Raw genomic sequence first — 13,081 nt, forward strand, 5'->3', positions numbered from 1 at the left:
TTTCTAGTTATAGAATTTCACTAAGTCATCAATCTTCACTGCTTGACCTGTCTGAATCGAACGATTCGCCGCTATACCGGTCAATATAGATCTTGCGCCATCGACATGATTTGCAGCACGATTGAATGGGTTCTCTACAGGTGTACCAAACAAATCATTAAGCAGCACCGGATCTCCGCCGCCATGACCGCCAATGCCTTCCTCTACATCAAGTTCATAAGGTGCCGCAAACATTGGAAATACCGTTATCCGATGTTCCTTTAAAGCACCCTCTTGCGCCTTTTCACCGCCAGAGTTCACGTAGGATTGCTCTACGATGTTCATCTCCAAGCGCCCCTTTGTACCATTAAATGCAATACGATAGCCTTCCCATGGCAAGTAAGCATTCAGAGAATACGTAAGAATCGCATTGTTTTTGTACCGCACGAGCACCCCCATAGTGTCCTCTATATTAATACCATCTCCGAATACGCTCTGATCACGACGATAGCCGTCCTCATGCTCCGCATCTAAGTACATCGATTTTAAATGATCATTTTTATCCAAGTGCAGCGCAAAAGGATCATTTTCAGCAATGGCATTTCCGGTAGCGCGTTCATAAAATTGCGTCTCGCCGCGCTCCTCGGCATTTTCACGGCCGTAGAAGAGCAAATCTCCAAAAGCAAATACTGACTCCGGCTGCGAATTAATCCAGAAGTTTACGAGATCGAAATGATGCGTTGATTTATGAACGAGCAAGCCGCCGCTATTCTGCTTGTTGCGATGCCATCTGCGGAAATAATCTGCGCCGTGCTGCGTATTCAACAACCATTCGAAATGCACGGAGTTCACTTTCCCGATTACACCGTTTGCGATCAGCTCTCTTGCTTTCGTATGATGCGGCGCATAGCGATAATTAAAGGTTACTCGCACATTGCGGCCTGTACGCTCGACGGCATCCAATATTTCTTGGCATTTCTTCTCATCTACCGTCATCGGCTTTTCTGTTACGACATCGCAGCCTAACTCGAGCGCACGAATAATGTATGTGTGGTGTGTACGGTCCATGCTAGTAACGATTACAATATCAGGCTTCTCCACTTCGATCATACGATCGAATTCATTTGATTTGTAGGTATGAACCAGTTCATGGTTATATTTATTCATTAAAATGCTATTCGCGTAATTCATTCGAGTTTGATTAATATCGCAAAAGGCGAGCAGCTCGGAAGTCTCTTTGAAATTTGTTGCAAGCGCACCATAAAAAAACTCCGCTCTCCCCCCGCTTCCTACTAACACATAACGTTTCTTTGTCATTTTAATAGCTCCCCTCTAAATTTAATTACTTCCATATTACCGTATAAGAATGATATAATTCTCTTCAAATGGTGCTCGTTTTTCATAAAACACCGCTTATATTGCGAATTTTGACAAAGGAGCTAGCCTAATGGATAATGATCCTGAAGCGTTTAGCTTCGGTTCCCTTACGGAGCTTTACGTAGAATACGCGAAACGTTCGAAAGCGTTTACAATGACCGATGATCATTATCATGACTATTATGAAATTTATTATCTGTTATCCGGCAAACGTATCTATTTCATCCGTGATCGCTCATACTCCGTGGAACAAGGTGACCTCGTCTTCATTAATAAGCACGAGCTTCATAAAACCATGCAAGCAGGAGAAACTTCTCATGAGCGTGTCATCGCACATTTCGATGATGTGATGATGAAGCGGTTATCGGCTGGCCATGCTGACTTTCTGCTAAGCCCGTTTCAACATCAAAGTCATATTATTAGACTTCCACGGCAGGAACAGCTTGCAATCGAGCAAGTCATGAAGCGGATGATATCAGAAATGCAATGTAAACCTACTGGCTATGAGTTATTCCCTAGCATTGCGATTACTGAGCTATTGCTCTCAGCGGCCCGATATTTAGAGCAGAATGGTTCTACTGTTCTTCATCACTCGACGCCAATGCATGCCAAAATATCCGAAATCGTCCGTTATATCAATGCTCATTTCAATGAGCCGCTCAGACTAAGCTCGCTGTCCGAGCAATTTTTTATTAGTCCTTACTATTTAAGCCGCGTGTTCAAGGAAATTACCGGCTTCTCTTTCTCAGATTATGTCATCTTGACACGAATTAAGGAGGCGCAGCGTCTGCTGCGAGAATCAGATATGAGTATTACGGATGTTGCCGCAGCCGTCGGCTTCGATAACTTCTCCCATTTTGGCAAAACGTTCAAAAAGAAAACTCATCTTTCCCCTCGTGACTATCGGAAAGAATATAATTAGGATGTCGCAATATCACATATTTAAAGTCATCTATTTACACTAAAAATAAGGAGGAAAGTGTGGTAGATTAATGGTGTTGTCATAAAATTATATATTAAAATCAGTATAACTGATAACTGCGTAGGGAGAGATGGACCGATGTTACGAATTGGGAAAATCAGCTATTGGCATGTACATGCATGGGATTATACGAAGCAAGCGCAAGAGCATCCTGGAACAGAAATTACGGCGGTATGGGATGAAATTGTCGAAAGAGGACAAGCAGCAGCAGCAAAGCTTGGCGTACCTTTTTACGCCAACCTGGATGAGCTGTTAAACCGTGATGATATTGACGCAGTTATCGTTGATGCGCCTACTACTCGCCATGCTGAGATAATGGTTGCGGCTGCTAAAGCAGGCAAGCATATTTTCACTGAGAAAGTCATTGCCCCAACATTGCGTGAAGTAAATACAATTTTAGATGAAGTATCCAAAAATAATGTTAAATTAACGGTTTCACTGCCACGCTTGAACGATGGCTATACACTTGCTATTCGCGATATTTTAGATCAAAAGCTACTTGGTAGAATTACGCAAGTGCGGGCTCGTTTGTCGCATAACGGAGCTACTGCTGGATGGCTGCCTGAACACTTTTTCAGCCTGGAGGAGTGTGGCGGCGGTGCACTTATCGATTTAGGTTGTCACCCTATGTATTTGACTAGACTGTTTTTGAACGAGCTGCCTACCCAGGTATCGGCTCATTTCGGTTATATCACAGGTAAAGAAGTTGAAGATAACGCGGTTTCTGTATTATCCACAGATTCTGGCGCAATCGGAATTGTTGAAGCAGGCTTTATCAACAATCATTCTCCATTTACTGTTGAGATTCATGGTACAGAAGGCAGCCTGCTTTACGGTACTCCTGATGATAAACTGCTGCTTAAAACTTCTGCTGGTGGCAGTGAGTTGTCTGAGCAGTGGGTGTCACAGCCTATCCCGCTTGCTAAAGAAAGTGCTTTCCATCAATGGGTGAATCATATTACAGAAGATACGCAGGCGGAAGAAAATATTCGTCTAGCTGTTGATTTAACTAGATTGATGGAAGCATCCGTTCGTTCTGCCGGCGAGCATCGCTCTGTAAGACTAGATGAGTTAGACCAATAATACGCAGCTAACAACTGAATGGCTGCAGGAGGAATTAGCATGCCTAACATTTCTTGCGAGGTGATGCTGGAGAAGCAAGATGCGCTCGAGCGTCTGGAGCTTCGCATAAGATGGGGCCAATATGACATTCATGTCCTTCGTTTCCATATGGCGCGGTTCTTACCTGGCAGAGTCATCGGGTTTCATAAGCACTCGGAATACGAATTCCATTTCATCCCACAAGGCAAAGGAAAAGTTATTATTGCCGATCAAGAGTATGCCTTAAGGCCTGGCATGTTTTATTTAACCGGTCCCGATGTCATGCATTATCAAGAGGCAGATCCACACGAAGCAATGGATGAGCTGTGCCTTCATGTCGATATAATCGATCGGGGCGCTCAAGCTGACAGGGATAACGCTAATTCTTATGATGACTGGGAAGCATCTGAAGCACAGAATTGTATGCGGAACCTAGCGGCGCTTCCACTCTTCCCGACAGTAGACATTCATAACGCGATGCCGCTTTTTTTGGAAGCCTATCAAGCATTGAACAAAAATTACAGCGGCAGCTACACAACAATAAAGCAAAATGTCATTCAAATATTGCTCCGCGCCGCACGAGCCTACGATACCGCGAATGAACAAGAGCAGCTTCCAACGCGAGATATGAAAGCTTACCGCTATCAGCTTGCGATGGAATACATGTACGCAAATTACAACGGTATGATTACGCTCGAGGATGTTGCGGAGAAGCTCAACCTCAGTACACGACATATTCAGCGGCTATTCAAGGAGCTTCATCACGGACATACATTCAGTCATGTCTTAGAAGATATCCGTTTGAAAGCCGTGTGCCGAGAGCTTAAAAGCACCACGCAGTCTGTTGAAAAAATTGCCAAGCTATCCGGCTTTGCGGGAGGCAACTACTTGCACGCTGTTTTTCGCAAAAAATTCGGCGTTACTCCCTCTGAGTATCGGAAGAGTGAAATACTAAAAACTATAATATAAAAATGTAGGAGGAATTTATTCATGTCAAAAATTTATCGTATTGGTATTATTGGTTGCGGCGGTATCGCTAACGGAAAGCATCTTCCAAGCTTAAAAAAGCTTGAAAATGTTGAAATGGTAGCTTTCTGTGATATCGTGGAAGTACGTGCTACTGAAGCTGCTGAAAAATACGGCTCAGAAGATGCTAAAGTTTATTCCGACTATACAGAATTGCTTAAGGATTCCACTATCGATATCGTTCATGTCTTGACTCCAAATGACATGCATGCAGACATCTCGATCGCTGCTCTTGAAGCAGGCAAGCATGTTATGAGTGAGAAGCCTATGGCCAAAACAGCATTTGATGCTGGTCGTATGGTTGAAGCAGCTCGTCGTACAGGCAAGAAGCTAACAGTTGGCTATAACAATCGCTACCGTACGGACAGTCAACAAATGAAAAAAATCTGCGAAGCAGGCGAGCTAGGTGAGATCTATTATGCTAAAGCTCATGCTGTTCGTCGCCGCGCGGTTCCAACTTGGGGAGTGTTCCTAGATGAAGAGAAGCAAGGCGGCGGCCCGCTTATCGATATCGGTACGCATGCACTTGATCTAACACTTTGGATGATGAATAACTACAAGCCAAAAGTAGTACTTGGTACATCCTACCACAAGCTTTCACAACGCGAAAATGCTGCTAACGCATGGGGACCTTGGGATCCTGCTAAGTTTACAGTTGAAGATTCCGCATTCGGTATGATCGTAATGGAAAACGGCGCTACAATCGTATTGGAATCCAGCTGGGCATTAAACACACTTGAAGTAGATGAAGCTAAATGTACGCTATCCGGTACGGAAGGCGGCGCTGACATGAAGGGCGGCCTTCGTATTAACGGTGAACAGCACAGCCGCTTATACACAAAAGAAATTGACTTGAAAGCTGGCGGCGTTGCTTTCTACGACGGCAAATCGGAGAGCGATTCTGACCTGGAAATGAGACTATGGATTAAAGCAATTGACGAGGATACTGAGCCTGTTGTTACACCAGAGCAAGCCTTCGTTGTTTCTCAAATTCTTGAAGCGATTTATGAATCGTCCAAAACCGGCAAAGCGGTTTATCTATAATTTTATCTATAATAATCAACAACAATAAGGAGCTGTCACGCAAGTCTAATCAGACTTGCATGACAGCTCCTTTAATATGTTATATGAATCACTCTTTGAGATAGTTACAAGCTCATCGGTCTGCCTTGTGAGTCAAAGAAAAGCGCATATTCGACTTGGTATGCGGACGAGCATCCTATTTCACCGAGCCCTATACGTAGGCGATGGATTGGAGAGAGTCGAGTCCCTTTTCATAAGCCAATGATCAGTGATTAGAATGGAATTTGTCCAATCAAACACCTATCTATTTCGTTTTTATTGTATTTGAATGGAAAAGATCCAATCTAATACGACGCTAGAGACCATTTAAGTACGGAAATGACAATTAATATGGACGAAATACAGTCATACTCAAAAAAATCGTCTTGGATGTGGATATGATTGGATGTATTACAGTCAAATCAGGCGCTTCTTCTACCCATGTATTAATCCATTACTTTTTCATTTAATTGTTGTTTATACACAACGAGCGCTTGGTTGAATCGATGAAATGGACTCGATAATATTTTTATATTCCTTCGTATTCTCACTTGCTTCTTTGGATCATGACTGCATTCATCTAATCGGTCAATATTTTTATCAATTTTCTCCCGAAGTGTAAGTATGAAACCAATTGCTATATGTCCTCTAGCCAGCTCCAACAGGTCCGCTGCGAGAGCTTCACTAAGAATGCGTAGATTTTGAGCAGGCAACGACTTTTTAAGTAAGAAATAATCAGGGGTAAAGTCCTCACGATACTCTCTGCCAGGCACCTCTTCCCAAAAATCATTCCATTGACGTAAGTGACCAGTCTCATACAATAAAAATTTTAGAAACCCGCATAACCACGCCGTACAGCTTGTATTTCGTTGTTGGCATCCCAGCCCATGCTTTAGATGTCCGCAACCGTTACAGCAGGAGCCTCCATTAGAAATACAGACTTTACAAATGGAATCCGCTCCGAACTGTTGAAGAGCCTGGATTCCACTATCTATGACCGTCAGTCTACTATTAGTTTCTGCTAGTTTTGAAGATAATCCATAGAAGGATTGCGAATTATGATGAGATTGATCGCTAACCTTATTACTTTGCATTCGCAACAACTCCTTATTCACGCCAAACAATCATTCAAATATTCAAATTATTGAATATTCGTTTCATTATACTGCATTTATAACGAATTAACAAATCAGGATCGTTTTAACGCCTTTTCTACGATGTTTTGTTATTTGTGATATTATATTCCTATATTCAAAAGTTTATCTGCTAAGGGAGCATATGCTATGCATCAAAATCAAAATATTCAACAATTTAAAGCCGACTTCTTTAAAGCGTTGGCTCATCCGATGAGAATTCAAATCCTTGAAGTCCTAAGCGAAGGCGATAAGAACGTAAATGAATTGCAAAGTATTTTGGGATCGGAAGGTTCCGCCGTTTCTCAGCAATTATCAGTATTACGAAATAAAAATGTGGTTTACGGCTTAAAGGATGGCACTTCAGTCATCTATTCGTTACGAGATCCGTTGATTAAAGAGTTGTTATCCGTTGCGAAGCAAATTTTTGATAATCACCTCGTTGATGCTATTTCATTACTTGAAGTCATCCGAAACGAGCCATAAACGAAAATAACAAGGGCATCCTTGAGCGATACTTAGGATCACCTTGTTTCTTTGTTTTTATCGATCCTCTTCGGCGAAAATCAGACGAATATCAGCGTTGACATCGCATCCTCCCAGGAGTAATATTCCTTATATATTCAAATAATCAAATATATGAATAACGGAAGGTAATGCGAGTGAGATGGATGGGTAGATTCAATGGATACCATGCAGGATCCTTTCGCAAAGATATCATTTCTGGCTTAATTGTTGGTATTATCGCCATTCCTCTAGGAATGGCGTTTGCTATTGCTGCAGGTGTCAAACCCGAATCCGGCATTTATACGACTATTATGGCCGGATTTCTTATTTCCCTGTTTGGTGGATCAAAATTTCAAATCGGTGGTCCAACCGGTGCATTTATCCCGATCCTCTTAGCTATTGTCATACAACACGGGTACGAAAATTTATTGATCGCCGGGTTTCTAGCTGGGATTATTCTTGTTCTTATGGGTGTATTCAAGCTAGGTGCTCTAATTAAATTTATCCCACGTCCTGTAACTATCGGTTTTACCACTGGCATCGCATTCATTATCTTTAGCGGGCAAATTTCAAATTTTTTAGGACTTCACGATATAGAAAACCATGAAAATTTCCTACCCAACATGAAAGAAATAATCATGCATATTACAACCATAAATTTCTACAGTGTCATAACAGCTGGTATTTGTTTTATGTGCATGCTGCTTACACCGAAATTTCTACCTAAGGTTCCTGGTTCATTAGTAGGCCTTCTCGTATCAAGCCTAACAGCAGCCTTATTCTTTAGGGGAGATTTAGCGACCATCGCCTCTTCCTTCGGAGCGATTCCAAGTACATTACCCCGTTTCCACTTTCCGGAAATAACCCTTGAACGTATAGAGACTTTGATTCGTCCGGCATTTATTATTGCCATACTGGGCGGTATAGAATCCTTATTGTCGGCCAAAGTAGCGGATGGCATGACTGGCAACCGTCATAATAGCAACCGTGAATTAATTGGGCAGGGCATTGCAAATATGGTATCTCCTCTCTTTGGCGGTATTCCGGCAACCGGTGCAATTGCACGGACAGCAACCAACATCAAGAGTGGAGCTGTATCACCTATGTCAGGTATTCTGCACAGTGCAGTTGTATTACTAGTGCTTATTTTGTTTGCTCCTTACGCCTCTGATATTCCTCTTGCTAGTATGGCCCCCATTCTTATGCTAGTAGCTTGGAATATGAGTGAGCGTAAAGAATTTGTCCATATTTTGAAAAACAAAACGAGTGATTCTCTTGTACTCCTAGTTACTTGTTTGTTAACCGTATTTACAAATTTAACAACGGCAGTTGAAGTCGGATTAATCATGGCTGTCATCCTATTTGTGAAACGGATGAGTGAAGCATTAACGGTAATAGAAGAACTTGATTATCCAATAATTAATATCTACTCCATTGAAGGTCCGCTCTTTTTCGGGACGGCGAATGGGCTTGAGAGGTCTACTATAAATCAGATTTATGTAAAGTCTAACATTATACTTCTTCATATGGAGAAAGTAACTTACATGGATACCACAGGAGAATTCACTCTAGCCCGCATTGTACAACGTTTCGAGAAACTTGGATCTACCGTTCTTATTTCAGGAATTCAACGACAGCCTTTGGAAGTATTGAAGAAAATGGGTTTGTATAAGCTTGTCGGGTCGGATCATTTTTTTGAACAGAAGCTTACAGCAATTGAATATGCACTGCGCCAATCAGAGTCTAACCAATGTCTAGAAAAAAAGTATAGTTAAGGAAAGATTAACGAAACCTTCGGCCTCCATTCACGTCTAATAATTGTTACCAAAAATGGAAATGAGGGAACTGAATGAAGCAACGTAAGTTTCGCAAGTCGACACTAACCGGTTTTTCAGTAGCTATTGCTGCAACTGTAATGAGCAGCTTCCCTGCTGCTGCTGCTTCACCGCAAAGTCCATGGGAGAATACTGAGCAGGGTGAAATTATTGAAAGTATTAGTATTCGATCCTCAGTATCCGTATCCTTTCAGAACCTGCCAGTCGGACTTCCTTATCCCCCTCAAATCGTCAACTCAACAATGATGGTTCCGGGAAAAGCAATGCTAGAGGGGCTTGGATATGAGACACTGTGGGACGCGGCTGAGCGAAAGCTGGTCGCTACGCACAAAGACAAGCCTACACTCACATTTTGGGTTAATCGCCATGAAGCAGAAATAGACGGCAACAAAATTACTGATCTCAAAGCAGCACCCTTTATTAGCAAACAAACGATGTGGATCCCGCTTCGTCTTGCTGCTGAAGCCAGCGGCCTAACTGTTTCATGGGACTCGGTCAATCGATTCGCACTCGTTAAAGATCCACATGCACTGCCCTTAATCCGAATAAGCACGCGAGCAGATAACGGAATAACGGATCCCCCATTGAAACTAATGGAATATATGAAGACAAGTATGAAAACTAATGTTCAATTTAACCTTATTCCACCTGATTATTATCGTGACAAGGTCAATTTAATGATTGCTGCTGGCGACATGTCATCGATCATGCTGCTGGATGAGCCTTACCAGTATCCAGATGATTTACTAGAGAGTATTGCAATTGATCTAACCCCAGAGCTGGAAGCATTCCCACGCTTGAAGAAGCTGGCGATGGGAGCTGGCGGCAGAACAATCGATGGCAAAATATACGGTATACCTCGCCCTGGTGATCCGCATGATGCTATATTTCCAGCTATCAGACAGGACTGGCTGGACGTGCTTGGCCTTACGCAGCCAAAGACGATGGATGAGATGTATGAAGTGCTGAAGAGGTTCACTACCCAGGACCCTGATGGCAATGGCAAGCACGATACTTTTGGAATGACCGGATATACAAATGGAGCCGGACTTGGCTCGTTAGCTTGGGTTGAACATGCATACACAGGTAGTCCAGATCGATTCTCAGTCAAGGATGGCAAGGTCATTGACCATGCCGTTAGCCCAGAAGAAGATCTTGCTCTAAAATGGCTGGCCCGCGCTTATTCCGACGGACTTATTGACAAAGAATTCCCTGTTATAAATAATAAACAAGCGACGAAGCGATTAAGTGACAATCAAGCAGGTCTTGCAGCTATAAGCGTAGCGGACACCTTGTCTCTTTCTACCGACAAGATAACATGGATGCCTCTTCAGAGCATCAAGGCAACATCTGCCGGTGCTTCAATTTCACCATGGAATACCAAAGGTAATGGGATGTATTTTATTTCACGTATGTCAAAAGAGGAGCCTAAACAGCTGCTTAAATGGCTGGATCGAGGCTTTGAAATGGCAGAAAACGGTGAGTGGAATGAATTGAAGGAGCTGGAACCAGCTGACCGTTCAGCTATCGACAATCTATTTGGGCAAAACGATCTGCTGGAAAACGACAGCTTGCAATCTTTGCCCGCTGCAAAAAGCATCGCATATGAAGCGGTTATTTCCGAGTGGAGGAAAACCTCTTATGAAGGAAAGACCTTTCTCGCAGCAAATAGCTTGTTGAATACAGGCAAATATAGTGAGCTGAACAACAAACTTATACAATTCAAAATTAAGGTCATACTTGGCGCAGCTTCACTTGCTGATTGGCAGAGCTTTACGTCCACCCTTGCTGCTTCGGATGAGTACAAAGAAATGATGAAGGAATTAAACGCATTGGCTTCAAAATAAGCTAGGCCTACGCGAAGTGAGGTGTTTTGTTGCACCTCATTTTGCATAAGCCCGCCCCTATCCCATCCGCCATACTTCCTACTATTACGGCTTCCTTTACTTGAGAAGCCTTTGATCCATAAAACCCTTTATATCTTTTACTAACTGTATGGATGCATCAATTTCGACTTTTCTAGTGGATACACTCTCGATACTGCAACCAATAGGAATCCCTTTTTCAATACCGAAATCGTATAATTCTTCAAATATTTTTCTTGATAGACTGACTGACTTATCCAAAATATCGTTAGTATTTGTTAAATCATTTTCTAACCATTTCGGTATACTAATTCCTAACCACTTCATAAATTCCAAAGTTTTTTGGGAGCCGCATGGCGCAAGGTTGAATAATATAGGCACCATCTCAATTTCGTTAGCTTGGCAATAATAATAGTAATCAGATAAAAAGTTTTTTGACGCCTCTACATTATAAGTAGCCTGTGATACAAAAAAATCGCAGCCATAATTCACTTTATTTACAACGCGTATATGCTCATCGTTATATTTAGTATGTCTCTCCGGAATGACAACTCCACCTAAAACTAAATGTTCATTTATATTTTTGCTTGTTTTATACGCTTCCGCTAAATTAATTTTCACTTCCTGCTTACTTGACGACGCCCCTACAAATACAGAAAACCTATCCTGATCGGAGTCAGACTGAATCCATTCGGATAACTGAGCTTCCGTATTTCTTCCCACGCAACGATAAATAATTTTAGGAATGTTCAATTGCCCGAGATAGTCTTTACTATATATAGTTGGATCGATGGTTTGCATATATGGAAATGGTCTTTCCTGATCTATACGGTCAGCTTCCTCTTGAACGTCGTAAACAATTAACCCATCTATATCAAGATCTTTCATTCTGTTGTATTGTTTCTCTGAAATTTCTATAAGCTTTTCCGGTGTATGATTTAGCTTAGGCGGCGTAATGCCATATGTTAATATACCTGTCATTTTATTTACTATTTTGTCCCTCAGCAAACCTTCACTTCCTCCGCTATTAATAATGCCATTCTATTAATATACAATACTATGTATTTTTATGCAATACAATCATGAACAAAAATAGGCTGCCTCTAGTCAATGACTAATGAGACAGCACTATTGATTTATCTATTCTATTCGCACTGCGTTCTCCTGTGCAAGTAATGACAGCTCAGCAGCTTTAAAGGTATGCTCTTGGCTCATAGCAGCATCGGTTCCATTCAAGCAATCCAAGATCAACTGTCCGAAAAACGGGAATCCGACTTTTCCTTTAAGCTGCATATGCTGTTCTCCGTCTGAGTTAACCAAGTAAAGCTGATCGCCATCCTTGTCTCTAGCGATATCTACGTATTTGCGAAGCTCTATGTAACCTTCTGTTCCCAAAATAATCGTTCGACAATCGCCCCAAGTGCTCAAACCGCTCGGTGTCAGCCAGTCTACACGGAAATAACCGGTCGCTCCATTATCCCCTACAAGAGTCATATCTCCAAAGTCCTCTAGCTCTGGATAGTTCTTGTTATGATAGTTGGCTACTTGGCTGCTAACAACTCTAGCGTTGCGATTTCCCGTAAAAGCTAGAAACTGCTCTACGTGATGCGAGCCGATATCACATAAAATGCCGCCGTATTTCTCCTTCTCAAAAAACCATCCCGGACGTGACGGTGCATTCAGTCGATGTGGACCAAGTCCGATAACTTGAACGACTCTTCCAATCGCACCATTTTCGATCAAATGGCCAGCAAATACAGCACTTTCAACATGCAGTCGCTCACTGTAATAAACAGCATATTTTTTGCTCGTTTCAACAGCCGCTGCTCGAGCGTCCTTAAGCTGCTCAAGCGTCGTGAACGGTGCTTTGTCCGTGAAGTAATGTTTACCACTGCGCATGACACGTACGCCAAGCGGGCCGCGCTCAGAGGGTACTGCGGCAGCTGCCACCAGCTGAACCTCTGAATCCGCTAATATATGAGCCTCTGACTCAGCGATTTCCACTTGCGGATACGTCTTGACAAATGCTTCAACTTTAGCCGGGTCTGGATCGTATACCCATTTCAAGGTTGCCCCTGCCTCTACGAGCCCGTTGCACATCCCATAAATATGTCCATGATCCAAACTTACAGCAGCTATAATAAACTGTCCATTTTCGACTACTTTATTCAGTGTACCCTGAGGGGCATAATTCATCCCATCCGCTTTACTCAT

General features: G+C 42.4%; 11 protein-coding genes. 7 read left to right on the top strand and 4 right to left on the bottom strand.

All coding sequences use genetic code 11. The features are described 5' to 3' along the window. Nucleotides 1-3: 3 nt before the first annotated feature. The gene (locus tag AC0YN7_RS19035; RefSeq protein WP_475811598.1) at nt 4-1,296 is read right to left on the bottom strand and encodes a Gfo/Idh/MocA family protein; all 1,293 of its coding nucleotides are present in this window, start codon (nt 1,294-1,296) and stop codon (nt 4-6) included. Between the two features lie 130 nt (nt 1,297-1,426). On the opposite strand from AC0YN7_RS19035, the gene AC0YN7_RS19040 reads away from it, so the two are divergent. From AC0YN7_RS19040 to AC0YN7_RS19055, 4 genes are all read left to right on the top strand, one after another. Beyond that, on the top strand, nt 1,427-2,278 hold the full coding sequence (locus AC0YN7_RS19040) for an AraC family transcriptional regulator (protein ID WP_475811599.1): 852 nt from the start codon (nt 1,427-1,429) through the stop codon (nt 2,276-2,278). Nucleotides 2,279-2,416: 138 nt separating this feature from the next. Continuing rightward, nucleotides 2,417-3,421: a Gfo/Idh/MocA family protein gene (locus AC0YN7_RS19045; RefSeq protein WP_475811600.1), complete on the top strand. Its 1,005-nt coding sequence runs from the start codon at nt 2,417-2,419 to the stop codon at nt 3,419-3,421. Nucleotides 3,422-3,460: 39 nt separating this feature from the next. Then, the gene (locus tag AC0YN7_RS19050) at nt 3,461-4,408 is read left to right on the top strand and encodes an AraC family transcriptional regulator (protein ID WP_475811601.1); all 948 of its coding nucleotides are present in this window, start codon (nt 3,461-3,463) and stop codon (nt 4,406-4,408) included. A 21-nt stretch (nt 4,409-4,429) separates the two neighbouring features. Continuing rightward, nucleotides 4,430-5,509, top strand: coding sequence for a Gfo/Idh/MocA family protein (locus AC0YN7_RS19055; protein ID WP_475811602.1), 1,080 nt, complete (start codon nt 4,430-4,432; stop codon nt 5,507-5,509). Nucleotides 5,510-5,973: 464 nt separating this feature from the next. Here AC0YN7_RS19055 and AC0YN7_RS19060 read toward each other — a convergent pair whose 3' ends face one another. Continuing rightward, nucleotides 5,974-6,621, bottom strand: coding sequence for a hypothetical protein (locus AC0YN7_RS19060; RefSeq protein ID WP_475811603.1), 648 nt, complete (start codon nt 6,619-6,621; stop codon nt 5,974-5,976). Nucleotides 6,622-6,810: 189 nt separating this feature from the next. Between AC0YN7_RS19060 and AC0YN7_RS19065 the strand changes: the two genes are divergently transcribed. The 3 genes from AC0YN7_RS19065 (at nt 6,811) to AC0YN7_RS19075 (ending at nt 10,849) form a co-directional block, all read left to right on the top strand. Further along, nucleotides 6,811-7,146: an ArsR/SmtB family transcription factor gene (locus AC0YN7_RS19065; protein WP_475811604.1), complete on the top strand. Its 336-nt coding sequence runs from the start codon at nt 6,811-6,813 to the stop codon at nt 7,144-7,146. A 176-nt stretch (nt 7,147-7,322) separates the two neighbouring features. Beyond that, nucleotides 7,323-8,942 (top strand): SulP family inorganic anion transporter, encoded by a 1,620-nt coding sequence (locus AC0YN7_RS19070; RefSeq protein ID WP_475811605.1) that lies wholly within the window; start codon nt 7,323-7,325, stop codon nt 8,940-8,942. 74 nt (nt 8,943-9,016) lie between these two features. After that, nucleotides 9,017-10,849: an extracellular solute-binding protein gene (locus tag AC0YN7_RS19075; RefSeq protein ID WP_475811606.1), complete on the top strand. Its 1,833-nt coding sequence runs from the start codon at nt 9,017-9,019 to the stop codon at nt 10,847-10,849. 96 nt (nt 10,850-10,945) lie between these two features. On the opposite strand, the gene AC0YN7_RS19080 is transcribed toward AC0YN7_RS19075, so the two are convergent. Continuing rightward, on the bottom strand, nt 10,946-11,875 hold the full coding sequence (locus tag AC0YN7_RS19080) for a methylenetetrahydrofolate reductase (RefSeq protein WP_475811607.1): 930 nt from the start codon (nt 11,873-11,875) through the stop codon (nt 10,946-10,948). Between the two features lie 132 nt (nt 11,876-12,007). Then, nucleotides 12,008-13,081, bottom strand: coding sequence for a Gfo/Idh/MocA family protein (locus tag AC0YN7_RS19085; RefSeq protein ID WP_475811608.1), 1,074 nt, complete (start codon nt 13,079-13,081; stop codon nt 12,008-12,010).

This window comes from Paenibacillus sp. J31R122 (assembly GCF_056269185.1).

What these genes read in the sequence shown, in the direction of transcription:
- AC0YN7_RS19055 (WP_475811602.1), top strand. Translation starts at nt 4,430, where the DNA reads ATGTCAAAAATTTATCGTATTGGTATTATTGGTTGCGGCGGTATCGCT.
- AC0YN7_RS19065 (WP_475811604.1), top strand. Translation starts at nt 6,811, where the DNA reads ATGCATCAAAATCAAAATATTCAACAATTTAAAGCCGACTTCTTTAAA.
- AC0YN7_RS19075 (WP_475811606.1), top strand. Translation starts at nt 9,017, where the DNA reads ATGAAGCAACGTAAGTTTCGCAAGTCGACACTAACCGGTTTTTCAGTA.
- AC0YN7_RS19085 (WP_475811608.1), bottom strand. Translation starts at nt 13,081, where the DNA reads ATGAGTAAAGCGGATGGGATGAATTATGCCCCTCAGGGTACACTGAAT.
- AC0YN7_RS19035 (WP_475811598.1), bottom strand. Translation starts at nt 1,296, where the DNA reads ATGACAAAGAAACGTTATGTGTTAGTAGGAAGCGGGGGGAGAGCGGAG.
- AC0YN7_RS19060 (WP_475811603.1), bottom strand. Translation starts at nt 6,621, where the DNA reads ATGCAAAGTAATAAGGTTAGCGATCAATCTCATCATAATTCGCAATCC.
- AC0YN7_RS19050 (WP_475811601.1), top strand. Translation starts at nt 3,461, where the DNA reads ATGCCTAACATTTCTTGCGAGGTGATGCTGGAGAAGCAAGATGCGCTC.
- AC0YN7_RS19045 (WP_475811600.1), top strand. Translation starts at nt 2,417, where the DNA reads ATGTTACGAATTGGGAAAATCAGCTATTGGCATGTACATGCATGGGAT.
- AC0YN7_RS19040 (WP_475811599.1), top strand. Translation starts at nt 1,427, where the DNA reads ATGGATAATGATCCTGAAGCGTTTAGCTTCGGTTCCCTTACGGAGCTT.